Below are 21,241 nucleotides of genomic sequence, written 5' to 3'. Positions count from 1 at the left end.
CGTTAGTCTTCGTCGAAACCGGCGTTGAATAACGCAATCACTGCCGCCAGCGCTTCGACTTCCTGCGGGCCGTTGGCTTCGATTTCAATATGACCGCCCTGTGCGGAATCCAGCATCAACAGACCGATAACGCTGCTGGCTTCCGCTTCGGTGCCCGCTTCGTTTCGCAACAACACTTCTGCATTAAAACTCTGGACGAGCTCAAACAGCTTCATCGCCGGGCGCGCATGCATGCCCAGCTTATTGGTGATTTCAACGGTTTGTTTGACGGTCATGTTTTACGTTTTTCCAGCGTGCGATGGCGGGACTGGACGTTTTTACCGCGCGAGCGGAAATAGTCAGCCAGCTGCTCGGCGATGTACACGGAGCGGTGTTTACCGCCTGTACAGCCGATGGCCACCGTTAAGTAGCTACGATTGTTGGTTTCCAGCATTGGCAGCCACAACTCAAGATAGCTGCGCGTCTGGTAAATGAAGTTATGCACTTCGGTATGGCGGTCCAGGAATGCCGCAACGGGCTTATCCAGGCCGGTCATCGGACGAAGTTTCGGGTCCCAGTGCGGGTTAGGTAAAAAGCGCACGTCAAACACGTAGTCCGCATCAATAGGAATGCCGTGTTTAAAGCCAAAGGATTCAAATACCATGGTCAGCTCACGTTCGCGTTTGCCCAACAGACGGGTACGCAGCATTTCCGCCAGTTCGTGGACCGACATTTCAGAGGTATCGACGATCAAGTCGGCGCGGGAACGCAGCGGCTCCAGCAGATCGCTCTCCTGATCGATGGCGCTTTCCAGCGACAGATTTTTGCTGGAGAGGGGATGCAGGCGGCGAGTATCGCTGTAACGGCGGATCAGCGTGTTGCGATCGGCATCGAGAAACAGCAGTTGCGGGGAGAACGTGTCCGGCAGGTTATTCATCGCCTGTTCGAAAATTTCCGGCGATTCCGGCATATTGCGAACGTCAATGCTGACAGCGGCGGAAATATGATTATCCGACAGCGTCCGGGCAAGATCGGGCAGCAGCACAACCGGCAGGTTGTCGACGCAATAAAAACCCATATCCTCCAGCGCCCGCAACGCCACGGACTTTCCTGAGCCTGAGCGTCCGCTGACAATCATCAATACCATCTCGATTTCTCCCACACGGCAGGCTGCATCGGTGCAGCCAGGGTGACTTCCTCCACCCGGTTATTCACTTTGGTTTTCATTGCTGCCTTCAGTAATGATCTGATACAGCTCTTCGTCGCTTTGCGCGGCGCGCAGGCGACGGCAAATCGTTTTGTCCGCCAGACGTTTCGCCACCAGGGACAGGGTATGCAAATGCGTTTTAGTCTGGTCCGCCGGGACCAGTAGGGCAAACAGCAGGTCTACGGGTTGGTTATCAATGGCGTCAAAGGCGATAGGCGTTTCAAGCTGCACAAACACGCCCACGGCGCGTAAGGTATCTTCCTCCAGCTTGCCGTGGGGAATGGCAATGCCATTGCCAATACCGGTACTGCCCATACGTTCACGAGTCAGGATCGCTTCAAATACCACCTGAGGCGGCAGGCTTAACTGTTTTGCGGCCAGTTCACTGACTATTTCCAGCGCGCGTTTTTTGCTCTGGCAGTGAACGCCGCTGCGGGTACATTCCTGGTTAAGGACACTGCTTAAATCATAAGTCATCATATTTTCACCTAAGCATTCTCAATGCCAACGGCTCGTCGTCAGTGACCACGAGCCGTTGAAACACCAGGTAAACGCCCGGACTCTTAATGTTGTTTTAGTTTATCTTTATGTTTAGTCAATTGACGCGCCAGTTTATCAATAAGCCCGTCGATGGCTGCATACATGTCTTGCCCTTCCGCACTGGCATGGATCTCCCCACCGTTCACATGCAATGTCGCATCGGAAATGTGAGTGACCTTCTCCACTTTCAGCACAATATAGACCTGGTTTATCCTTTCAAAATACTGCTCCAGCTTGGCGAACTTCGTGTTCAAAAACTCGCGCAAAGATTCAGTGATTTCGACGTTATGTCCTGTGATGTTGAGCTGCATAGTGTCTTCCTTATCGGTTATGTCAGACCAGTTGTTTACGCTGGTTTGACGGCGGAATGGACAGAGACTCTCGATATTTGGCGACGGTACGGCGAGCCACCATGATACCTTGTTCAGACAGCATGGAGGTCAGCTTACTGTCGCTCAGGGGTTTTGCCGGATTCTCTCCGGCAATCAATTTCTTAACCAGCGCCCGAATCGCAGTGGAAGAGGCTTCGCCGCCGCCTTCGGTATTCACGTGGCTGGAGAAGAAATATTTCAGTTCAAAAATGCCGCGCGGGCTATGTAAATATTTCTGGGTTGTGACGCGCGAAATGGTGGATTCGTGCATCTCGACGGCCTGGGCGATATCCGCCAGCACCATCGGCTTCATATGTTCTTCGCCGTGTTCAAAAAACGCTTGTTGCTGCTCCACAATGCAGCGGCTGACGCGTAACAGCGTATCGTTGCGGCTTTCCAGGCTTTTTATCAGCCAGCGCGCTTCCTGCAGATTGCTGCGGATAAACTGGCCGTCGGCTTCGTTACGCGCGCTACTGCCCATTGAGGCGTACTGCTGATTGATTTTTAATCGCGGGATGCTGTCGGCATTCAGTTCTACCGTCCAGACGCCGTTGTGCTTACGCACCAGCACATCAGGAATGACATATTCCGGCTCACTGGTTTGAATTGACTGGCCTGGCCGGGGATCGAGGGACTGGATAAAATTGACCGCTTCTTTCAGGACGTCTTCTTTCAGTCGCGTAACGCGCATCAGCGTGCGGAAATCGTGATTCGCCAGCAGATCGAGATGGTCGCTGACGATTCGCCGCGACTCTTCCAGCCAGGGCGTATCTTTGGAATATTGCGAAAGCTGAATGAGCAGGCAGTCGCGCAGATCGCGGGCGGCGACGCCGACAGGATCAAAACGCTGGACGCGCTTAAGCACCGCTTCGACTTCTTCAATATCCGTTTCGTCATCGCCAATGCTTTCCAGAATCTCTTCCAGAGTCACGGTGAGGTAGCCGGTATCGTCCACAGCATCGACGATAGAAGTGGCAATCGCACGGTCGGTATCGGAAAACGGCGTCAGCTCAACCTGCCACATCAGGTAATCCTGCAGCGACTGGGTGGTTTCGCCCTGATAGATGGGCAGTTCATCATCCTGATAATCCACCCCGTTTCCCGACGGGGTGCCGGCGGTGTAGATTTCGTCCCAGCTGGCGTCTAACGGCAGTTCGTCCGGCATCTCTTTTTGTTCGAGGGCGTCGGCGGTGTCCAGCGTTTCGGTATCCCGGGTTTCCTGAGCGTCTATCTCATCATGAAAGTCGGTTTGCTCGAGCAACGGATTGCTGTCCAGCGCCTGTTGCAGCTCCTGCTGGAGTTCTAACGTAGACAACTGCAGCAAGCGAATCGCCTGTTGCAGTTGCGGCGTCATGGCAAGCTGTTGGCTCAGCCTCAGTTGCAAACCTTGCTTCATATTCAGAGCAACATTCCTCAGGTTTATACCCTCACTGTCTCAACCGCGTCTGCATCAAAGGCCGACGCGGTGAAGCGGTAAGGGGTACACACGTCAATTATACCTGCACAGGCAGATTCTGAAGCTTCGACAGGGAGCTTCAACCCTCTGTGATTTGCTCTACCGTATCAGAGTCTGAACTCTTCCCCAAGATACACACGTTTAACTTGTTCGTCTTGCAGGATTTGGTCAGGCGTACCGTGCGCAATCAGATTGCCCTGGCTCACAATGTAAGCGCGTTCGCACACGGCCAGCGTTTCGCGGACGTTATGGTCGGTAATTAACACACCCAAACCGCTGTCGCGTAGATGCTCAATAATACGTTTAATATCAATTACCGAGATGGGATCTACCCCAGCAAACGGCTCATCGAGCAGAATAAATTTGGGATTCGCCGCCAGGGCGCGGGCGATTTCGACACGGCGACGTTCACCGCCCGACAGCGACTGGCCGAGGCTGTTACGCAGATGGTCGATGTGAAACTCTTCCATTAGCTCGACGGCGCGATCTTCGCGCTGCTCGCTGGTGAGATCGTCACGGATCTGCAACACCGCCATCAGGTTGTCGTAAACGCTTAAGCGCCGGAAAATCGACGCTTCCTGCGGAAGGTAGCCAATGCCGCGGCGGGCGCGGGCATGCAACGGCAGCAGGCTAATGTCTTCATCATCAATGATAATGTTCCCGGCATCGCGCGGGACAATCCCCACCACCATATAGAACGTCGTGGTTTTACCCGCTCCGTTCGGGCCAAGCAGGCCGACAATTTCGCCTGAATTCACCGTCAGGCTCACATCCTCGACGACGCGGCGGCCTTTGTAGGCTTTCGCGAGGTTTTTCGCTGTTAATGTTGCCATAAAAAATTAGTTACTCTTATTGGGCGCAGGCGCATTGGCGGGTTTGTTCTTATCCTGGAGCTGTGAGGGCACCAGCACGGTCGTCACGCGTTTGCCTTTATCGCTAAACGCCTGCATCTTCTGCTCTTTGACCAGATAGGTGATTTTGTCACCTTTGATGTTGCTGTCCAGTTGCTCAAGGAAGGCATTACCGGTCAGGACCACAAAGTCATTCTGCAGCTCGTAATGCATGGTATCGGCATGGCCTTTAACCGGTTTGCCGTTGTCCTGCATTTGAAAGAACGTGGCGGGTTTGCCGTAGCCGTCGATCACCTCTTTGCCGCTCTCGCCGCCCGGACGGGTGACCACCACTTTATCGGCATTGATTTTAATGGTGCCCTGGGTCACCACAACATTGCCCGTAAAAGTCACGACATTGCCCTGCATATCCAGCGACTGTTGATCGGATTCGATATGAATCGGCTGATCGGTATCACCGGTCAACGCCAGCGCAGGAAAAGCCGCCGCCAGCAACGCACCGGATAAGGCAAGGTTAAGGCTGAGTTTGTTTATTTGGAATTTCATAGGACGTTCTAACCTTTTCAATCAGCTCGGCATTTTTGCTGCGTAAGTTTCCGCGCATTTTCAGGCCGCTGGAGTTAAAGCTGGTGCCGTATAACGTCACCAGATCGTCTGACGCAACATCCTGCGTCACCAGATTAATCTGCGCGTTATCGGTGGTAATTTTTCGTAGTTGCGCTTCAGGGGTCAACGCGTCAACAACCACATTGCCTTGCAGATAAAGCATCCGGTCATTGGTGAGTTTGGCTTTATCTGACGTGATTGACCAGGTCGGGATCTTATTCGCATCCAGCATGATCATGACAGGTTTTGTAAACCACGACACGCCAGTATCAGAAAAATATTCAACGTGTTGCGCTTCCAGCTGGTAATTCAGCGCCCCTTCAGGGCTATAAACCAGCGTGTTGGATTGCTCGCTTTGATACGTCGGCTCGTTGCTATTATTAACGACCTGTGTCGCGTCATCCTGGCTCGTCAAATTAATGCCGATCAACACCAGCGTGACCAGCGCGAGCAAAATGATAACCCAACGTCTGGTTTTGCTCATATCGATTGCCCTTTGGCGTCTTCCAGTTTCCCCTGCGCCAGCAGTAGCAAATCGCACACTTCACGCACCGCGCCCCGGCCGCCCGGGATGTGGGTCACATAATCCGCGCGCGGCGTCAGCAGAGGATGCGCGTCGGCGACCGCCACGCTAAGCCCGACTTCCGCCATCACCGGCCAGTCGATCAGATCGTCGCCGACATAGGCGACCTGTTGCGCCGATAGCGACAGCTTTTCCAGCAGCTCGCGATAGGCGATCAGCTTATCCGACTGGCCCTGGTACAAGTGTGTAATCTTCAGGGTGGCGCACCGGTCTTCCAGCAGTTTGGCTTTACGTCCGGTGATAATGGCCACCTCAATGCCTGAGGTCAGTGCGCAGCGTATGCCATAGCCATCGCGCACATTGAACGCTTTGAGCTCTTCGCCATTATTGCCCATATAAATCAGGCCGTCAGACATCACTCCGTCGACGTCCAGAATCAACAGGCGGATCTTCTGCGCCTTGTGAATGACTTTTGCGCTCACCGGCCCGTAGCAGGTGGTGATAGCAGCATCATGGTTACTCATTAACGACTTATCCTTCATTACACTACGCCAGCGCGCAGCAGATCGTGCATATGTACCACACCCATTAACAGGTCGCCATCCGCGACCAGAACGGAGGTAATATGCCGTGATTGCATCAGGTTCAACGCATCTACCGCCAGGGTGCCCGGGCGAACACGCACACCGCCAGGTGTCATCACTTCGGCGATACTCAGGGTACGCACATCTGCGCCCATATCCAGCACGCGGCGCAAATCACCATCGGTAAAGACGCCTTCAATTTTCATCAGGTCATCGCAAATCACCACCATGCCCAGCCCTTTACGGGTGATCACCAGCAGGGCGTCGCGCAAGGACGCCTCTTTGCTGACATGCGGGATTTCGTCGCCGCTGTGCATAATATCGTTAACGCGCAGCAATAACTTACGGCCCAGTGCGCCGCCAGGATGAGAGAGCGCAAAATCTTCCGCTGTAAAACCGCGCGCTTTTAATAGCGCGACAGCCAGCGCGTCGCCCATCACTAACGTGGCGGTGGTACTGGTGGTAGGCGCCAGCCCTAACGGGCAGGCTTCCTGCGGGACGTGGATGCAAAGATGAATATCCGCCGCTTTCGCCATGGCGCTTTCCGGGCGGCTGGTCATGCAGATTAACGGCACCCGCAGGCGCTTAAGCACCGGGATCAGGGCGAGTATTTCATTGGATTCGCCGGAGTTGGAAATCGCAATCACCACATCCTGGGCGGTGACCATGCCAAGATCGCCGTGGCTGGCTTCGCCGGGATGAACGAAAAATGCCGGCGTACCGGTGCTGGCAAACGTCGCCGCCATTTTTTTACCGATATGGCCGGATTTGCCCATCCCCATGACGATCACTTTGCCTGCGCAGTAAAACATCAGTTCGCAGGCCTTCACGAAATCGTCGTTAATGTACTGATCAAGCTGTGCCAGACCTTCACGTTCAATATCCAGGACGTCTTTCCCGGCCCGTTGAAAGTCAAAACCCGGTTGCAAATCTATATGCGACATATGCGTTTCCGATTCATCCATTGAGATAAGATGAGCCCCAAAAAAGCAGCGTCATCCATAACACAAAACCGATCAATAGCCCTGCGCCAGTGCGTTTGCCGATATGGCGCGCACGCCGCCAGCACAGCAGGGCGAAAAGGGCACTGACCCCCAGCATTACCCCGTAATCCCGGGTAAAGGCGAGGGTGTTGATAGCACCCGGCGCCAGCAGCGCCGGTAAACCTAACACAATGGCAATATTATAAATGCTGGAACCGATGATGTTGCCGATAGCAATATCATCTTCACCTTTGCGTACACCCGCAATCGCCGTAGCCAGCTCCGGCAAACTGGTGCCGATGGCGATAACCGTCAGGCCGATAGTCAACTCATCCACGGCAAAATAGTGCGCCGCCACTGTGGCGTTGTCGATCACCATGCGTGTGGCCATCGGCATAATGATCAACGCCACGGCTAACCACAGAAATGCCACCGGTAAGGTGCCGCCCCGGGGCAGTTCTGCCAGTTGTTCGCGCGTCAGGCTATCATTGCCCTGTTGCTGCGCAAGCTTCGCGATTTTAACGACAAACCACAGGTAACACACGGCAATCAGCAATAAAATTACGCCATCGATGCGCGACAGGGTACCATCATAAAGAAACAGGCCAGCCAGCGCGCTCATCAGCAACATTAGCGGCAATTCACGGCGAAGAATATCGGAATGCACGGTAAATGGATGCAATAATGCCGCCAGCCCGGCGATGAGCAGGATGTTGGTTATGTTAGAGCCCAGCGCCGTACCCACGGCTAAATCCAGTTGGCCATGCAACGCCGCTGCGACCGATACCATGATTTCTGGTAGGGATGTCCCGACGCTTACCACCGTCATGCCGATAATCAGCGGTGGAATATTAATGGAGCGACACAGCAACGAAGCCGCGAAAACCAGTCTATCGGCGCTATACACCACCAGAAATAAACCAATTACTAACAGCATCGTTGCTAACAGCATGCAAAGCCCTTTCTTCAGGTATAATCGCCGGCCCACTTTACCTGATGTACTGGCCGCTCAGAGGGAAAGACTCAGGATGGTTGTGAATTCTTAATTCTGACTTTTAGCGTCCGAAAAGTAAAACAAATGCCAGCTTTGGCTAACTCTGGTGGGTAATATTCTGTAAAAATGTTGGGTTTATGGTGATCTTACGCGCCATGCTTAACCTGAAATCACTTTAAGGATAAGTTGATGAGCCAGACTGACTCAAATCTGGTTGAGATCCAGGGAATGCGTTTTACGCGCGGCAGCCGTTGTATCTTTGATGATATTTCACTGACCGTACCCCGTGGAAAAATCACGGCCATCATGGGGCCGTCGGGGATTGGTAAAACCACGCTTCTGCGCCTGATTGGCGGCCAGATCCAACCCGATTGCGGCGAGATTTTATTTGATGGCGAAAATATTCCCGCCATGACGCGCTCACGCCTGTACCAGGTGCGTAAGCGAATGAGCATGCTTTTCCAGTCCGGCGCGCTGTTTACGGATATGAACGTCTATGAAAACGTGGCTTACCCGCTGCGCGAGCATACGCGCCTGCCTGCGCCGCTACTGAAAAGCACGGTCATGATGAAGCTGGAAGCCGTCGGTCTACGCGGCGCGGCTAAATTAATGCCGTCGGAACTTTCGGGCGGGATGGCGCGGCGGGCGGCGCTGGCGCGCGCCATTGCGCTGGAGCCGGACCTGATCATGTTTGACGAGCCGTTTGTCGGGCAGGACCCTATCACCATGGGCGTCCTGGTCAAATTGATCTCCGAACTGAACAGCTCGTTGGGCGTGACCTGCATTGTGGTATCGCATGATGTGCCCGAAGTATTAAGCATCGCGGATTATGCCTATATCGTGGCCGATAAACGTATCGTCGCCCACGGGCAGGCACAGGCGCTGCAAACCAATACCGACCCGCGCGTCAGGCAGTTCCTGGATGGCAACGCCGACGGGCCCGTGCCCTTCCGTTATCCTGCTGGCGATTACCAGCACGATCTTTTACCTGGAACAGGGAGTTAAGCCGCTCATGCTGTTAAATGCACTGGCATCGCTAGGCCACCGCACGCTGAAAAGCTGCGCGTCCTTTGGTCGTGCCGGTTTGATGTTATTCAATGCGCTGGTTGGGAAACCGGAATTCCGCAAGCACGCGCCGCTCCTGATGCGCCAGTTGTATAACGTCGGCGTGCTGTCGATGGTTATCATCATGGTATCCGGCGTTTTTATCGGCATGGTACTGGGGTTGCAGGGCTATCTGGTGTTAACCACCTATAGCGCGGAAACCAGTCTCGGCATGCTGGTGGCGCTGTCATTGTTGCGCGAACTGGGCCCGGTGGTGGCAGCACTGCTGTTCGCCGGGCGTGCCGGTTCGGCGCTGACGGCGGAGATTGGCCTGATGCGCGCCACTGAGCAGCTTTCCAGTATGGAAATGATGGCGGTCGATCCGTTACGCCGGGTCATTTCACCGCGCTTTTGGGCAGGGGTGATTTCATTGCCGCTGTTAACCATTATTTTCGTTGCCGTGGGGATCTGGGGCGGCGCGCTGGTGGGTGTCAGCTGGAAAGGTATTGATGCGGGCTTCTACTGGTCGGCGATGCAAAGCGCCATCGACTGGCGTATGGATCTGGTCAACTGTCTGATTAAGAGTGTCGTTTTCGCCATTACGGTAACGTGGATCGCGTTATTCAATGGTTATGATGCTATCCCGACTTCAGCAGGGATTAGCCGGGCAACTACACGTACTGTTGTGCACGCATCGCTGGCCGTTCTTGGCCTGGATTTTGTGCTTACTGCACTGATGTTTGGGAATTAAGTCATGCAAACGAAGAAAACTGAAATCTGGGTCGGCGTCTTTATGCTGGTGGCACTGCTGGCGGCGCTGTTTATTTGCCTGAAAGTGGCGAATGTCACGTCGATGCGCACGGAGTCGACGTACCGCATTTATGCCACCTTCGATAATATCGGCGGCCTGAAAGCGCGTTCGCCGGTGCGTGTCGGCGGGGTGGTGATTGGCCGGGTCGCCGATATCGAACTCGATCCGAAAACCTATTTGCCGCGCGTCGCGATGGACATCGAAGAACGCTATAACCAAATCCCGGATACCAGCTCGCTGTCGATCCGCACGTCTGGCCTGCTGGGCGAGCAATATCTGGCATTGAATATCGGTTTTGACGATCCTGAGCTAGGATCGTCAATTCTGAAAGAGGGCGGCACGATTCAGGACACCAAGTCCGCTATCGTGCTTGAAGACCTGATTGGTCAGTTCCTGTACAAGAGCAACAGCGGCGAGAATCAGAATCCAGGCGATGCGCCAGCGCCTGGCGCCGAACATAATGGATCAATGCCTCAAAACGGCACGACGAACTAACTGGAGAATCACACTATGTTTAAACGTCTGTTAATGGTCGCCATGCTGGTGATTGCCCCGTTGGCGCACGCTGCCGATCAGTCTAATCCCTATAAGCTGATGACTGAAGCGGCCCAGAAAACCTTTGATCGTCTTAAAAACGAGCAACCGCAAATTCGTAAAAACCCGGATTACCTGCGCCAGGTGGTGGATCAGGAACTGCTGCCTTACGTTCAGGTGAAATACGCCGGGGCGCTGGTGTTAGGTCGCTACTATAAAGACGCCACGCCTGCACAGCGTGACGCCTATTTCGCCGCGTTCCGCGAGTATTTGAAACAGGCCTACGGCCAGGCGCTGGCGATGTATCACGGCCAGACCTACCAGATTGCCCCGGAGCAGCCGCTGGGCGATGCGACGATCGTGCCGATTCGCGTCACCATTGTCGATCCGAATGGTCGCCCGCCGGTACGCCTGGATTTCCAGTGGCGTAAAAACACCCAAACCGGCAACTGGCAGGCGTATGACATGATTGCCGAAGGCGTCAGCATGATCACCACCAAACAAAACGAGTGGAGCGACGTGCTGCGCACCAAAGGCATTGATGGCCTGACCGCGCAGTTGCAGTCTATTTCCCGTCAACCGATCACGCTGGACGAGAAGAAATAATGGCCGACGCGCTGGAGTGGTTACGTGAGGAGGATCGGTTGATCCTGCGTGGCGAACTCGATCAGGAAACCGTGGTCGCGCTGTGGGAACAGCGCGAAGCGGCGATGGCGGGCATTGAGGTCATCGATCTCAATGCGCTGCAACGCGTCGATACGTCCGGCCTGGCGCTGCTGCTGCATCTGGTCGATATCGGCAGGCAGGGCGGTAAAACCGTAAACCTGGCCGGGATGAGCGAGAACTTAGCGACCCTTGCAAAGCTTTATAACCTGCCTGACAGACTTTTACCTGCCACGGTATCCTAAGCTTTTCAGTTAATTACTCCGAAAGCCTCGCAAACATTGATTGCGGGGCTTTTTGTTTGTTTAAGCGCGCCTCACTTTCCTCTAAAATGTTTGGCCTGTTTTCACTTAACGACCAATAGAGATACCCATGGAAAATCATGAAATCCAGACAGTGCTGATGAATGCGCTGCCCCTTCAGGAAGTTCACGTCACCGGCGACGGCAGCCACTTCCAGGTTATTGCAGTGGGTGACCTGTTTGCAGAGATGAGCCGGGTGAAAAAACAGCAGACGGTTTACGGACCGTTGATGGGCCTGATTGCCGAAAACCGCATCCATGCGGTGTCGATCAAAACGTACACGCCACAAGAGTGGGCGCGGGATCGCAAGTTAAGTGGTTTTTAAGCTGTGGGCCTGGTGCCGGCAGCCTTTTTGATTATTAAGAGATAAATTTCCATGGATAAATTTCGTGTACAAGGTCCGTGCCGGCTTCAGGGCGAGGTAACGATCTCTGGCGCTAAAAACGCGGCGCTGCCGATCCTGTTTGCTGCGCTGCTGGCAGAAGAGCCGGTTGAAATTCAGAACGTGCCGCAGTTGAAAGACATCGATACCACCATGAAACTGCTGAGCCAACTGGGCACCAAAGTTGAGCGCAACGGTTCCGTGTGGATTGACGCCAGCAACGTCAACATTTTCTGCGCGCCGTATGAACTGGTGAAAACCATGCGCGCCTCTATCTGGGCATTAGGGCCGCTGGTGGCGCGTTTTGGTCAGGGCCAGGTGTCTCTGCCGGGCGGTTGCGCGATTGGCGCACGTCCGGTGGATCTGCATATCGTCGGCCTTGAGCAACTGGGCGCCGAGATCAAACTGGAAGAGGGCTATGTCAAAGCCTCCGTCCAGGGCCGTCTGAAAGGCGCGCATATTGTCATGGATAAAGTCAGCGTTGGCGCAACGGTGACTATTATGTCCGCTGCGACGCTGGCTGAAGGCACCACGATTATTGAGAACGCCGCGCGCGAGCCGGAAATCGTTGATACCGCCAACTTCCTGAATACGCTCGGTGCGAAAATCACCGGTATGGGCACCGACCGCATCGTTATCGAAGGCGTTGAACGTCTGGGTGGCGGCGTTTATCGCGTGTTGCCGGACCGTATTGAAACCGGCACTTTCCTTGTCGCCGCCGCCGTTTCCGGCGGTAAAGTGGTGTGCCGCAATACCCGTCCGGATACGCTGGATGCCGTTCTGGCTAAGCTGCGTGAAGCGGGCGCTGACATTGAAATTGGCGAAGACTGGATCAGCCTGGATATGCACGGCAAGCGCCCGAAAGCGGTTAACGTGCGTACCGCGCCGCACCCGGCATTTCCCACCGATATGCAGGCGCAATTTACCCTGCTGAATCTGGTGGCGGAAGGAACCGGTGTGATCACTGAAACCATTTTCGAGAACCGTTTTATGCACGTGCCGGAACTGATCCGTATGGGCGCGCATGCCGAGATCGAAAGCAATACCGTGATCTGCCACGGCGTGGAAAAACTGTCCGGCGCGCAGGTGATGGCAACCGATTTACGCGCTTCGGCAAGCCTGGTACTGGCGGGCTGTATCGCCCAGGGCTCAACCTATGTCGACCGCATTTATCATATCGACCGTGGTTATGAGCGCATTGAAGAAAAACTACGTGGTTTAGGCGCCAATATTGAGCGTGTAAAAGCTAATTGATTCTTGTAATGGCGCGTTAATTAGCGCGATCAACAAGCCTGAAAAGCCGGGGATTGCCCCGGCTTTTCTTTTTTAACGCGATCGAATTAACTGCGAGCGATCGATAAATTCGTGGGTGTTCGGGTCGTAATAACGGGATGGCCAGATAACCCAGGGTTCTACCCCCAGCGCATCGGCAATAATACGTTCTCCTTTAGGCCAGGGCCGGGAAAGCGCGTTGGCCAGCGTGGATGAACTCAACCCTGCTTTACGTGACTCAGCGGCTAAAGAGGTCCCTCTTTTGCGTAACCCGGCAATAATGTCTGCCGAATGCCAGTCTTTAGTTTTCTTTTGCATGTTTTCCCTCTATACAAAAATGACGCGATCTCTCGTCTGCTGTTTTTTCCTGCAATAGATATAACATGAAAAGTTCCGAATGGTTCTTGTTAGTTTTAGATATAACCAGAAGTGTGCACAGATACGCACTATTTCATGCAAGCGGTGTAAGGTTCAGGAAGAAATTTCTGCGCCAGACGGCGCAGAAATGGGAGACGAAAGGGGATTAATGATCGCGTTGTACAGACATGTGCGCCAGGGCGATTAACGCTTCTCGGTATGGCGTATCGGGGAGCACGTCCAGGGCGGCGATGGCTTTATCCGCCTCCTCTTCGGCACGCTGGCGCGTCCACTCCAGCGAGCCGCATTCCGCCATGGCGTGAAGCACCGGCTCGAGAAGATGGCGGCCATTGCCCTGCTGAATAGCGTCGCGGATCATCTTCGCCTGATCCTCGGAGCCGTTCCACATGGCATGCAGCAGCGGCAGCGTGGGCTTCCCTTCATTGAGATCGTCACCCACGTTTTTACCCAGCCGTTCGCCGTCCGCGCTGTAGTCCAGCAAATCGTCAATCAACTGGAACGCGGTACCCAGATAGCGTCCATAATCCTGAAGCGCCTGTTCCTGCGCATCGCTGGCACCTGCCAGGATGCCGGAGCACTGAGATGCCGCTTCGAACAGCCGCGCAGTTTTGCTGTAAATGACGCGCATGTAGCTTTCTTCGGTAATGTCCGGATCGTTGACGTTCATCAACTGGAGGACTTCGCCTTCCGCAATAACGTTAACGGCCTCGGACATGACGCCCAGTACTTTTAAAGAACCGAGCTGGGTCATCATTTGAAAAGCGCGGGTATAAATAAAATCGCCAACCAGCACGCTGGCGGCGTTGCCGAACGCTGCGTTAGCCGTGGCTTTACCCCGGCGCATATCGGATTCATCCACCACATCGTCATGCAACAGCGTGGCGGTGTGAATGAACTCGATCAGCGCCGCAATGGTAACGTGCGCGTTGCCCTGGTAACCCAGCGCGCGAGCAGAAAGTACGGCAATCATCGGGCGGATGCGTTTACCGCCACCGCTCACAATGTAATAGCCTAACTGGTTGATAAGCTGAACATCCGAGTTGAGTTGCTCCAGGATGGTCGCATTAACGCCCGCCATATCTTGCGCGGTTAACTCATTAATTTTTTCTAAATTCATCGCAAAAGTCTGGCTATCGTCCTGTTTACCACAAGTATCAATGGAAGAACGTAAGATAATAGGGTTGAAGATGTAGGGTTGATTGTACCGTAAAAACGTAGCAGATAAACGTCACCATCAATGTTGTGTTTTTTTTCTGCGCTGTTTCACGACAGGACTTGTCAAAGGCTCACGATTTGCGTAATATTCGCGCCCTATTGTGAATATTTGTAGCGCACTCTGAATCCTATACAAGGCGTGCGCGGAAGCGGAGTTTTATATGTACGCGGTTTTCCAAAGTGGTGGTAAACAACACCGAGTAAGCGAAGGTCAGACCGTTCGCCTGGAAAAGCTGGACATCGCAACTGGCGAAGCTGTTGAGTTCGCTGAAGTTCTGATGATCGCAAACGGTGAAGATGTCAAAATCGGCGTTCCTTTCGTTGATGGCGGCGTAATCAAAGCTGAAGTTGTTGCTCACGGTCGTGGCGAGAAAGTTAAAATCGTTAAGTTTCGTCGTCGTAAACACTACCGTAAGCAGCAAGGCCATCGTCAGTGGTTCACTGATGTGAAAATCACTGGCATCAGCGCTTAATACAGGGGAGCAGATTAAATGGCACACAAAAAGGCTGGCGGCTCAACTCGTAACGGTCGCGATTCCGAAGCTAAACGTCTGGGCGTGAAACGCTTTGGCGGTGAAGCAGTTCTGGCAGGCAGCATCATCGTTCGTCAACGTGGCACTAAATTCCACGCTGGCACCAACGTAGGTTGCGGCCGTGACCACACTCTGTTCGCTTTGACTGACGGTAAAGTTAAGTTCGAAGTTAAAGGTCCGAAAAACCGTAAATTCATCAGCATCGTTGCTGAATAAGTTTTTCGTGTCCCGGTAACGGATTGAGCCCCGCACTTGTTGCGGGGCTTTTTACATTCCGTAACTGGAAAATTCTCCAGGGTTTTTCATGAAACAGCAGGCTGGCATCGGTATTCTTCTGGCGCTTACCACGGCGGTTTGTTGGGGCGCGCTTCCCATTGCGATGAAACAGGTCCTGACGGTAATGGAGCCGCCGACGGTGGTGTTTTACCGCTTTCTGATGGCATCGATTGGGTTAGGCTCAATCCTGGCCGTGAAAGGCAGGTTGCCGCCGCTTAAAATGTTTCGTAAACCGCGTTGGCTGATTCTGTTAGCTATCGCGACCGGAGGACTGTTCGGCAACTTTATTCTGTTCAGTTCTTCGCTGCAGTATTTAAGCCCGACGGCGTCGCAGGTGATTGGTCAGCTATCGCCTGTGGGAATGATGGTAGCCAGCGTTTTTATCCTCAAAGAGAAGATGCGTGGAACCCAGATTGTGGGAGCCATTATGCTGCTGTCCGGTCTGGTGATGTTTTTCAACACCAGCCTGATTGAGATCTTCACACGTTTAACGGATTACACGTGGGGCGTAATTTTCGGCGTAGGCGCCGCGACGGTTTGGGTGAGTTACGGCGTGGCGCAGAAAGTTTTGCTGCGACGTCTGGCCTCGCAACAGATCCTCTTTTTGCTGTACACTTTATGTACTATTGCGATGTTCCCGCTGGCCGCTCCTGAGGTCATCGGGCAACTAAGTACCTGGCAACTGGCATGCCTGGTTTTTTGCGGTTTGAACACACTGGTAGGTTATGGCGCGCTCGCTGAAGCAATGGCGCGCTGGCAGGCAGCGCAGGTTAGCGCATTGATTACGCTGACCCCGTTATTTACCCTGCTGTTTTCAGACTTGTTATCCATTGCCTGGCCCGATTTCTTCGCCAAACCGATGCTCAACGTATTGGGTTATGTCGGTGCGTATGTCGTGGTTGCGGGCGCGATGTATTCCGCCATTGGTCATCGTCTTTGGGGACGCTGGCGTAAAAACGAAGCGGTAGTCACGCTACCCCGCTCGGGCGAATGATTTACGGAGAAGTAAAATGAAGTTTGTTGATGAAGCAACGATTCTGGTCGTCGCGGGTGATGGCGGCAACGGTTGCGTTAGCTTCCGTCGCGAAAAATATATCCCGAAAGGCGGTCCTGATGGCGGCGATGGCGGTGACGGCGGCGACGTCTGGCTGGAAGCCGACGAGAACCTGAACACCCTGATCGACTACCGTTTCGAGAAATCGTTCCGCGCCGAACGCGGTCAGAACGGCCAGAGCCGCGACTGCACCGGTAAACGCGGTAAAGATGTCTCCATCAAGGTACCGGTCGGCACGCGCGTTATCGACCAGGGCACCGGCGAGACTATGGGCGATATGACCAAACATGGTCAGCGCCTGATGGTGGCAAAGGGCGGCTGGCACGGTCTGGGCAATACCCGCTTCAAATCGTCGGTCAACCGTACCCCGCGTCAGAAAACCATGGGTACGCCGGGTGAAAAACGCGATCTGCAACTGGAACTGATGCTGTTGGCTGATGTTGGTATGCTTGGCCTGCCGAACGCCGGTAAATCGACCTTTATCCGTGCGGTTTCCGCCGCCAAGCCGAAAGTGGCGGACTATCCGTTTACCACCCTGGTGCCAAGCCTGGGCGTGGTGCGTATGGATAACGAGAAGAGCTTCGTGGTTGCGGATATTCCCGGCCTGATCGAAGGCGCTGCGGAAGGGGCGGGTCTGGGTATTCGCTTCCTGAAACACCTCGAACGTTGCCGCGTCTTGCTGCACCTGATTGATATCGATCCGATCGACGGTTCCGATCCGGTAGAAAACGCCCGCGTGATCGTTGGCGAGCTGGAAAAATACAGCGAGAAACTGGCGGCTAAACCGCGCTGGTTAGTGTTCAATAAAATCGACCTGATCGATCGTGAAGATGCGCAACAGCGCGCTAAAGCGATTGCTGAAGCTCTGGGTTGGGAAGGGGAATATTACCTTATCTCCGCCGCCACGCAGCAGGGCGTGAATCCGCTGTGCTGGGATGTGATGAACTTCATCATCGAAAACCCGATCGTGCAGGAAAACACCGAAAACGGCCCGGAAAAAGTCGAATTTATGTGGGATGACTACCATCGTCAGCAGCTTGAAGAAATGGAAGCTGAAGCGGATGATGACTGGGACGACGACTGGGATGAAGATGACGACGAAGGCGTCGAAATCATCTACGAACGTTAATAAAAAGGCCGGGAATTCCCGGCCTTTTCCATTTAGTTATTTTGGTAGATGTCTTTGTATAAACGGCTTTCAAAACGTACCAGTGGAATACGGCGGTTGCGCTGATTGGCGGGCTCAACCGCGTAGCCGGATAAATACTGAATGAACGCCATCTTCTGACCGCTTGCGGTGGTGATAAACCCGGCCAGGTTATAGACACCCTGCAGCGAACCGGTTTTCGCCGATACCTTCCCGTTTACTCCCGCTTCATGAAGCCCGGCGCGATACTGCAACGAGCCGTCATAGCCGGCGAGAGGCAGCATAGAAATATAATTCAGTTGGGCATCATTCTGGGCGATGTATTGCAGCACCTGCATCATGGTGGCCGGGGAGATCAGGTTATGGCGCGACAGGCCAGAGCCATCCACCACGATACTGTTGCCCAAATCGACGCCCGCTTTTTGACGCAGGATCTGCCTTACCGCATCTGCGCCAGCACGCCAGGTTCCCGGTACGCCGAAGTATTCATGACCAATGGTGCGAAATACGGTGTCGGCAATCATGTTGTCGGATTTTTTCAGCATGATTTTTAGCAAATCGTGGAGCGGAGGCGACTGTTTGCTGGCGATAACCGTCGCCTGCGGGCCAGGCTGCGTCTGGCGCAAAAGCGTCCCGCTATAGCTGATGCCCGCTGTTTTCAGCTCTGCCTTTAATATTGCCCCGGCATAACCCGCGCCGTCCTGAATGGCAAACGCCAGCGGCAGCGGATCGGCGCGCTGCGTCAGGCAACCGGTCAGGGTGTAGCGGTTAAGATCGCCGGGCACCACGTCCAGTTCGCAATACTGTGCTTCCGGGGATCCCTTCGGCAGCGTTTTGACCTGGCTGAACATAGTGATCGGGTAATAAGAAGCGATACGTATAAACGCCATATCACCGGGTTTCGGCGCGCTATAGAGCGAGATGGAAAAACAGTTACGATCAACGATGGCGGCGGAAGGCGGGGCGCTAAAACACTGCGTCATGTCGTTCCACGGCCAGCCTGGCGCTTTATCGTGGCTGGCGAAAACCGAGGTATCAATCAGCACGTTTCCCTTAATTTCCTGGATGCCGGTTTTTTTCAGCGCCGCGACTAAATTGCGTACATCCTGGCGTTTAAACGTGGGATCGCCGCCGAAACGCAGGATCAAATCGCCGTTAAGCACGCCGTTCTCCTGGCTACCCCGGCTTTCCAGCGACGTCGTAAAGCGATAGTCAGGGCCAAGCTGCAGCAGCGCCGCCAGCGCCGTTATCACCTTCTGGGTACTGGCGGGGAGGGCCATCTGCTGGCTGTGATAATCAATTGCCGGGGTTTGGCTGCCGACTTTCTGCACCATCAGCGCAAGGTTTGTGCCGGCGGGGAGTTGATTAATGTATTCTTCGACGTTTGCTGCGTTCGCAGTCAACGCCATACTTGTGGCCAATCCAATGACAAATCTGGTAAATCGCATAATCTCGCGGTAACAGCCTGGAAACGTGCCGTCATACTACGGTGCATCGCACGGTAAAGTAAACGATGACCCTCAGGGAACTTCAGGTTAAAATGCCTATCAAAATGCAAAATCGTTCCTGACCTGGTGCCTTGCTCCGGGTCGGTTTTTTTTTGTTTGTTACCCGGTGCCTGCGGGTTTTAGCCGGGGCGACATACTGGCCGTGGCGGAGTTTCCGCTGCGAAAAGGACTGTTTGAGAGGTATAAAAATGCAAGCGATTCCGATGACCTTACGTGGTGCCGATAAATTGCGCGAAGAACTGGAGTTCCTGAAATCCGTTCGTCGTCCGGAGATCATTGCCGCAATTGCCGAAGCGCGTGAACATGGCGACCTGAAAGAGAACGCTGAATACCACGCCGCGCGTGAGCAGCAGGGTTTTTGTGAAGGGCGCATCAAAGATATCGAAGCCAAGCTTTCGAATGCCCAGGTGATTGATATCACTAAAATGCCGAACAATGGGCGTGTGATTTTTGGTTCAACCGTAACCGTGTTGAATCTGGATTCTGATGAAGAGCAAACCTACCGCATCGTGGGTGATGACGAGGCCGATTTTAAGCAAAACCTGATCTCGGTGAACTCGCCTATTGCGCGTGGTCTGGTAGGGAAAGAAGTCGACGATGTGGTCGTCATCAACACCCCAGGCGGGCAGGTTGAATTCGAAATCGTGAAAGTCGAATATCTTTAATATTGGCGTTTATGAACGCACATTTTCGGTCTAATCCGAATGGTTAAAGAATATACGTCTGCGTTGAAAGTTTGACGGCGGGCGTGAAATAAAAACCGTGGCGATTGCACAACGAAAATCTGCGGCTATTGTAAAGCCAGGTAAAAGGCCGCGATGCGGCCTTTTAACATCACACAGAGCATGGCATTTTGCTCAGCGCTGCCACATTATTGTTACAATTATGTGGACTCATCCAATGATGATTAACGCGGCAGAGAAATTTTGCGCTCTTGTGAAGGACGGTACAGAACGAGCGTTTTACCGATAACCTGGACATTACAGGCGCCGGTTTCCCGCACGATGGCCTCAACGACCAGGGTTTTCGTTTCGCGGTCTTCCGTGGCGATTTTCACCTTGATCAGCTCATGATGCGTCAGCGCTTGTTCAATCTCGGCCAGTACCCCTTCGGTCAAACCATTATTGCCAAGCATAACAACGGGCTTGAGCGGATGTGCCAGACCTTTCAGGTGCTGTTTTTGTTTAGTACTCAGATTCATCGGTTTTTTTACTTACGTTGGGATTGAAAACGGTTCATTCTACCGCCATCTCCCATTAATACCCAACAGATTTCAAATTGTACTGCGATGCGAAACCGCAGGGTATTCAGCCTGACGGCACGTGGGTAGCACGATGAACCCGGATGGAAATTGAAATGACAGGTAAAAAGCGTTCTGCCAGCTCGAGCCGCTGGCTCCAGGAACACTTTAGCGATAAATATGTTCAACAGGCTCAGAAAAAAGGGTTACGTTCCCGAGCCTGGTTTAAACTTGATGAAATACAGCAAAGTGACAAACTTTTTAAGCCAGGAATGACGGTTGTCGATCTTGGCGCTGCACCCGGCGGTTGGTCCCAGTATGTGGTCACGCAGATTGGCGGCCAGGGTCGCATTATCGCATGCGATCTTTTACCTATGGATCCTATCGTCGGTGTGGACTTTATTCAGGGCGATTTTCGTGATGAATTAGTCGTGAAAGCGCTGCTGGAGCGTGTAGGTGAGAGTAAAGTACAGGTTGTCATGTCGGATATGGCGCCAAATATGAGCGGGACACCTGCTGTTGATATTCCTCGCTCCATGTATCTGGTCGAACTGGCTCTGGATATGTGTCGCGATGTGTTGGCGCCGGGTGGTAGTTTTGTAGTGAAGGTGTTCCAGGGCGAAGGTTTCGATGAGTATCTAAGGGATATTCGCTCCCTGTTTACGAAGGTGAAAGTTCGTAAGCCGGATTCTTCCCGTGCCCGTTCACGTGAAGTTTACATTGTAGCGACTGGGCGCAAACTATAGTACCCTGACGCTGTTTGTTAACACAGTTGTAATATGAGGTTA

28 protein-coding genes are annotated in these 21,241 nt (G+C 53.6%); 13 read left to right on the top strand and 15 right to left on the bottom strand.

Annotated features, from left to right (window positions below; translation table 11 throughout):
- Positions 1-2: 2 nt before the first annotated feature.
- From npr to FHW74_RS06855, 11 genes are all read right to left on the bottom strand, one after another.
- Positions 3-275, bottom strand: coding sequence for a PTS phosphocarrier protein NPr (gene npr, locus FHW74_RS06905; protein WP_183169761.1), 273 nt, complete (start codon positions 273-275; stop codon positions 3-5).
- The gene (gene rapZ / locus FHW74_RS06900; protein WP_183169955.1) at positions 272-1,126 is read right to left on the bottom strand and encodes an RNase adapter RapZ; all 855 of its coding nucleotides are present in this window, start codon (positions 1,124-1,126) and stop codon (positions 272-274) included. The genes npr and rapZ overlap by 4 nt, the downstream gene beginning before the upstream one ends.
- A gap of 60 nt (positions 1,127-1,186) precedes the next feature.
- Positions 1,187-1,666 carry a PTS IIA-like nitrogen regulatory protein PtsN gene (gene ptsN / locus FHW74_RS06895; protein WP_183169760.1) on the bottom strand — a complete coding sequence of 160 codons (480 nt, stop codon included), beginning with the start codon at positions 1,664-1,666 and terminating at the stop codon, positions 1,187-1,189.
- A gap of 83 nt (positions 1,667-1,749) precedes the next feature.
- Entirely contained in the window at positions 1,750-2,037 is a 288-nt protein-coding gene (hpf, locus tag FHW74_RS06890) for a ribosome hibernation promoting factor (RefSeq protein WP_125294226.1), read from the bottom strand.
- A 22-nt stretch (positions 2,038-2,059) separates the two neighbouring features.
- Positions 2,060-3,493, bottom strand: coding sequence for an RNA polymerase factor sigma-54 (rpoN, locus tag FHW74_RS06885; protein WP_183169759.1), 1,434 nt, complete (start codon positions 3,491-3,493; stop codon positions 2,060-2,062).
- A gap of 167 nt (positions 3,494-3,660) precedes the next feature.
- Positions 3,661-4,386 (bottom strand): LPS export ABC transporter ATP-binding protein, encoded by a 726-nt coding sequence (gene lptB, locus FHW74_RS06880; protein WP_183169758.1) that lies wholly within the window; start codon positions 4,384-4,386, stop codon positions 3,661-3,663.
- Positions 4,387-4,392: 6 nt separating this feature from the next.
- Positions 4,393-4,950 (bottom strand): lipopolysaccharide ABC transporter substrate-binding protein LptA, encoded by a 558-nt coding sequence (lptA, locus tag FHW74_RS06875; RefSeq protein ID WP_183169757.1) that lies wholly within the window; start codon positions 4,948-4,950, stop codon positions 4,393-4,395.
- Positions 4,919-5,494 (bottom strand): LPS export ABC transporter periplasmic protein LptC, encoded by a 576-nt coding sequence (lptC, locus tag FHW74_RS06870; protein ID WP_183169756.1) that lies wholly within the window; start codon positions 5,492-5,494, stop codon positions 4,919-4,921. Before lptC ends, lptA begins: the two co-directional genes overlap by 32 nt.
- Entirely contained in the window at positions 5,491-6,057 is a 567-nt protein-coding gene (gene kdsC, locus FHW74_RS06865; RefSeq protein WP_183169755.1) for a 3-deoxy-manno-octulosonate-8-phosphatase KdsC, read from the bottom strand. Before kdsC ends, lptC begins: the two co-directional genes overlap by 4 nt.
- Positions 6,058-6,074: 17 nt before the next feature.
- Positions 6,075-7,061 carry an arabinose-5-phosphate isomerase KdsD gene (gene kdsD, locus FHW74_RS06860; protein WP_183169754.1) on the bottom strand — a complete coding sequence of 329 codons (987 nt, stop codon included), beginning with the start codon at positions 7,059-7,061 and terminating at the stop codon, positions 6,075-6,077.
- 13 nt (positions 7,062-7,074) lie between these two features.
- Complete coding sequence (locus tag FHW74_RS06855) at positions 7,075-8,052, bottom strand: calcium/sodium antiporter (protein ID WP_183169753.1); 978 nt, start codon at positions 8,050-8,052, stop codon at positions 7,075-7,077.
- 231 nt (positions 8,053-8,283) lie between these two features.
- Here FHW74_RS06855 and mlaF point away from each other — a divergent pair, with 231 nt between their 5' ends.
- The 7 genes from mlaF (at position 8,284) to murA (ending at position 13,084) form a co-directional block, all read left to right on the top strand.
- The gene (gene mlaF / locus FHW74_RS06850; RefSeq protein ID WP_183169752.1) at positions 8,284-9,099 is read left to right on the top strand and encodes a phospholipid ABC transporter ATP-binding protein MlaF; all 816 of its coding nucleotides are present in this window, start codon (positions 8,284-8,286) and stop codon (positions 9,097-9,099) included.
- A 7-nt stretch (positions 9,100-9,106) separates the two neighbouring features.
- Positions 9,107-9,889 carry a lipid asymmetry maintenance ABC transporter permease subunit MlaE gene (mlaE, locus tag FHW74_RS06845; RefSeq protein ID WP_183169954.1) on the top strand — a complete coding sequence of 261 codons (783 nt, stop codon included), beginning with the start codon at positions 9,107-9,109 and terminating at the stop codon, positions 9,887-9,889.
- 3 nt (positions 9,890-9,892) lie between these two features.
- A complete protein-coding gene (gene mlaD / locus FHW74_RS06840; RefSeq protein WP_183169751.1) occupies positions 9,893-10,444 on the top strand; it encodes an outer membrane lipid asymmetry maintenance protein MlaD in 552 nt (183 codons plus the stop codon).
- 15 nt (positions 10,445-10,459) lie between these two features.
- Positions 10,460-11,089, top strand: coding sequence for a phospholipid-binding protein MlaC (gene mlaC, locus FHW74_RS06835; RefSeq protein WP_183169750.1), 630 nt, complete (start codon positions 10,460-10,462; stop codon positions 11,087-11,089).
- The gene (gene mlaB, locus FHW74_RS06830) at positions 11,089-11,391 is read left to right on the top strand and encodes a lipid asymmetry maintenance protein MlaB (RefSeq protein WP_183169749.1); all 303 of its coding nucleotides are present in this window, start codon (positions 11,089-11,091) and stop codon (positions 11,389-11,391) included. The genes mlaC and mlaB overlap by 1 nt, the downstream gene beginning before the upstream one ends.
- Before the next feature lie 127 nt (positions 11,392-11,518).
- Complete coding sequence (ibaG, locus tag FHW74_RS06825; RefSeq protein ID WP_002434217.1) at positions 11,519-11,773, top strand: BolA family iron metabolism protein IbaG; 255 nt, start codon at positions 11,519-11,521, stop codon at positions 11,771-11,773.
- Between the two features lie 51 nt (positions 11,774-11,824).
- On the top strand, positions 11,825-13,084 hold the full coding sequence (gene murA / locus FHW74_RS06820) for a UDP-N-acetylglucosamine 1-carboxyvinyltransferase (protein ID WP_183169748.1): 1,260 nt from the start codon (positions 11,825-11,827) through the stop codon (positions 13,082-13,084).
- A 72-nt stretch (positions 13,085-13,156) separates the two neighbouring features.
- On the opposite strand, the gene sfsB is transcribed toward murA, so the two are convergent.
- Together sfsB and ispB are read right to left on the bottom strand one after the other, a co-directional pair.
- A complete protein-coding gene (gene sfsB / locus FHW74_RS06815; protein ID WP_183169747.1) occupies positions 13,157-13,420 on the bottom strand; it encodes a DNA-binding transcriptional regulator SfsB in 264 nt (87 codons plus the stop codon).
- Between the two features lie 205 nt (positions 13,421-13,625).
- Positions 13,626-14,597, bottom strand: coding sequence for an octaprenyl diphosphate synthase (ispB, locus tag FHW74_RS06810; RefSeq protein ID WP_183169746.1), 972 nt, complete (start codon positions 14,595-14,597; stop codon positions 13,626-13,628).
- 259 nt (positions 14,598-14,856) lie between these two features.
- Here ispB and rplU point away from each other — a divergent pair, with 259 nt between their 5' ends.
- From rplU to cgtA, 4 genes are all read left to right on the top strand, one after another.
- Complete coding sequence (gene rplU / locus FHW74_RS06805) at positions 14,857-15,168, top strand: 50S ribosomal protein L21 (RefSeq protein WP_002434221.1); 312 nt, start codon at positions 14,857-14,859, stop codon at positions 15,166-15,168.
- Between the two features lie 18 nt (positions 15,169-15,186).
- Positions 15,187-15,444 (top strand): 50S ribosomal protein L27, encoded by a 258-nt coding sequence (rpmA, locus tag FHW74_RS06800; protein WP_002434222.1) that lies wholly within the window; start codon positions 15,187-15,189, stop codon positions 15,442-15,444.
- Positions 15,445-15,532: 88 nt separating this feature from the next.
- Positions 15,533-16,498, top strand: coding sequence for a DMT family transporter (locus FHW74_RS06795; protein WP_183169745.1), 966 nt, complete (start codon positions 15,533-15,535; stop codon positions 16,496-16,498).
- Positions 16,499-16,514: 16 nt separating this feature from the next.
- Complete coding sequence (gene cgtA / locus FHW74_RS06790; RefSeq protein ID WP_183169744.1) at positions 16,515-17,687, top strand: Obg family GTPase CgtA; 1,173 nt, start codon at positions 16,515-16,517, stop codon at positions 17,685-17,687.
- Between the two features lie 32 nt (positions 17,688-17,719).
- On the opposite strand, the gene dacB is transcribed toward cgtA, so the two are convergent.
- Positions 17,720-19,153: a serine-type D-Ala-D-Ala carboxypeptidase gene (dacB, locus tag FHW74_RS06785; protein WP_183169743.1), complete on the bottom strand. Its 1,434-nt coding sequence runs from the start codon at positions 19,151-19,153 to the stop codon at positions 17,720-17,722.
- Between the two features lie 248 nt (positions 19,154-19,401).
- Here dacB and greA point away from each other — a divergent pair, with 248 nt between their 5' ends.
- Entirely contained in the window at positions 19,402-19,878 is a 477-nt protein-coding gene (gene greA / locus FHW74_RS06780; protein WP_183169742.1) for a transcription elongation factor GreA, read from the top strand.
- Between the two features lie 242 nt (positions 19,879-20,120).
- Here greA and yhbY read toward each other — a convergent pair whose 3' ends face one another.
- Positions 20,121-20,414, bottom strand: a complete 294-nt coding sequence (gene yhbY, locus FHW74_RS06775; RefSeq protein ID WP_125294245.1) for a ribosome assembly RNA-binding protein YhbY — start codon at positions 20,412-20,414, stop codon at positions 20,121-20,123.
- Positions 20,415-20,569: 155 nt separating this feature from the next.
- On the opposite strand from yhbY, the gene rlmE reads away from it, so the two are divergent.
- On the top strand, positions 20,570-21,199 hold the full coding sequence (gene rlmE, locus FHW74_RS06770; RefSeq protein ID WP_040459605.1) for a 23S rRNA (uridine(2552)-2'-O)-methyltransferase RlmE: 630 nt from the start codon (positions 20,570-20,572) through the stop codon (positions 21,197-21,199).
- The last annotated feature ends 42 nt before the right edge of the window (positions 21,200-21,241 follow it).

This window comes from Atlantibacter sp. RC6, assembly GCF_014193285.1.
GTDB lineage: Bacteria > Pseudomonadota > Gammaproteobacteria > Enterobacterales > Enterobacteriaceae > Atlantibacter.
The sequence above is the reverse complement of the archived record's forward strand: the minus strand, read 5'-3'. Positions and strand labels throughout refer to the sequence as shown.

Bases quoted from the DNA above. Each gene is read 5' to 3' on its own strand.
- mlaE (WP_183169954.1), top strand. From the start codon at position 9,107: ATGCTGTTAAATGCACTGGCATCGCTAGGCCACCGCACGCTGAAAAGC.
- yhbY (WP_125294245.1), bottom strand. From the start codon at position 20,414: ATGAATCTGAGTACTAAACAAAAACAGCACCTGAAAGGTCTGGCACAT.
- lptA (WP_183169757.1), bottom strand. From the start codon at position 4,950: ATGAAATTCCAAATAAACAAACTCAGCCTTAACCTTGCCTTATCCGGT.
- ptsN (WP_183169760.1), bottom strand. From the start codon at position 1,666: ATGATGACTTATGATTTAAGCAGTGTCCTTAACCAGGAATGTACCCGC.
- rlmE (WP_040459605.1), top strand. From the start codon at position 20,570: ATGACAGGTAAAAAGCGTTCTGCCAGCTCGAGCCGCTGGCTCCAGGAA.
- rpmA (WP_002434222.1), top strand. From the start codon at position 15,187: ATGGCACACAAAAAGGCTGGCGGCTCAACTCGTAACGGTCGCGATTCC.
- mlaB (WP_183169749.1), top strand. From the start codon at position 11,089: ATGGCCGACGCGCTGGAGTGGTTACGTGAGGAGGATCGGTTGATCCTG.
- ispB (WP_183169746.1), bottom strand. From the start codon at position 14,597: ATGAATTTAGAAAAAATTAATGAGTTAACCGCGCAAGATATGGCGGGC.
- mlaC (WP_183169750.1), top strand. From the start codon at position 10,460: ATGTTTAAACGTCTGTTAATGGTCGCCATGCTGGTGATTGCCCCGTTG.
- npr (WP_183169761.1), bottom strand. From the start codon at position 275: ATGACCGTCAAACAAACCGTTGAAATCACCAATAAGCTGGGCATGCAT.
- rapZ (WP_183169955.1), bottom strand. From the start codon at position 1,126: ATGGTATTGATGATTGTCAGCGGACGCTCAGGCTCAGGAAAGTCCGTG.
- murA (WP_183169748.1), top strand. From the start codon at position 11,825: ATGGATAAATTTCGTGTACAAGGTCCGTGCCGGCTTCAGGGCGAGGTA.
- kdsC (WP_183169755.1), bottom strand. From the start codon at position 6,057: ATGAGTAACCATGATGCTGCTATCACCACCTGCTACGGGCCGGTGAGC.
- rpoN (WP_183169759.1), bottom strand. From the start codon at position 3,493: ATGAAGCAAGGTTTGCAACTGAGGCTGAGCCAACAGCTTGCCATGACG.
- rplU (WP_002434221.1), top strand. From the start codon at position 14,857: ATGTACGCGGTTTTCCAAAGTGGTGGTAAACAACACCGAGTAAGCGAA.
- lptB (WP_183169758.1), bottom strand. From the start codon at position 4,386: ATGGCAACATTAACAGCGAAAAACCTCGCGAAAGCCTACAAAGGCCGC.
- sfsB (WP_183169747.1), bottom strand. From the start codon at position 13,420: ATGCAAAAGAAAACTAAAGACTGGCATTCGGCAGACATTATTGCCGGG.
- dacB (WP_183169743.1), bottom strand. From the start codon at position 19,153: ATGCGATTTACCAGATTTGTCATTGGATTGGCCACAAGTATGGCGTTG.
- FHW74_RS06795 (WP_183169745.1), top strand. From the start codon at position 15,533: ATGAAACAGCAGGCTGGCATCGGTATTCTTCTGGCGCTTACCACGGCG.
- mlaD (WP_183169751.1), top strand. From the start codon at position 9,893: ATGCAAACGAAGAAAACTGAAATCTGGGTCGGCGTCTTTATGCTGGTG.
- cgtA (WP_183169744.1), top strand. From the start codon at position 16,515: ATGAAGTTTGTTGATGAAGCAACGATTCTGGTCGTCGCGGGTGATGGC.
- hpf (WP_125294226.1), bottom strand. From the start codon at position 2,037: ATGCAGCTCAACATCACAGGACATAACGTCGAAATCACTGAATCTTTG.
- ibaG (WP_002434217.1), top strand. From the start codon at position 11,519: ATGGAAAATCATGAAATCCAGACAGTGCTGATGAATGCGCTGCCCCTT.
- lptC (WP_183169756.1), bottom strand. From the start codon at position 5,494: ATGAGCAAAACCAGACGTTGGGTTATCATTTTGCTCGCGCTGGTCACG.
- greA (WP_183169742.1), top strand. From the start codon at position 19,402: ATGCAAGCGATTCCGATGACCTTACGTGGTGCCGATAAATTGCGCGAA.
- FHW74_RS06855 (WP_183169753.1), bottom strand. From the start codon at position 8,052: ATGCTGTTAGCAACGATGCTGTTAGTAATTGGTTTATTTCTGGTGGTG.
- mlaF (WP_183169752.1), top strand. From the start codon at position 8,284: ATGAGCCAGACTGACTCAAATCTGGTTGAGATCCAGGGAATGCGTTTT.
- kdsD (WP_183169754.1), bottom strand. From the start codon at position 7,061: ATGTCGCATATAGATTTGCAACCGGGTTTTGACTTTCAACGGGCCGGG.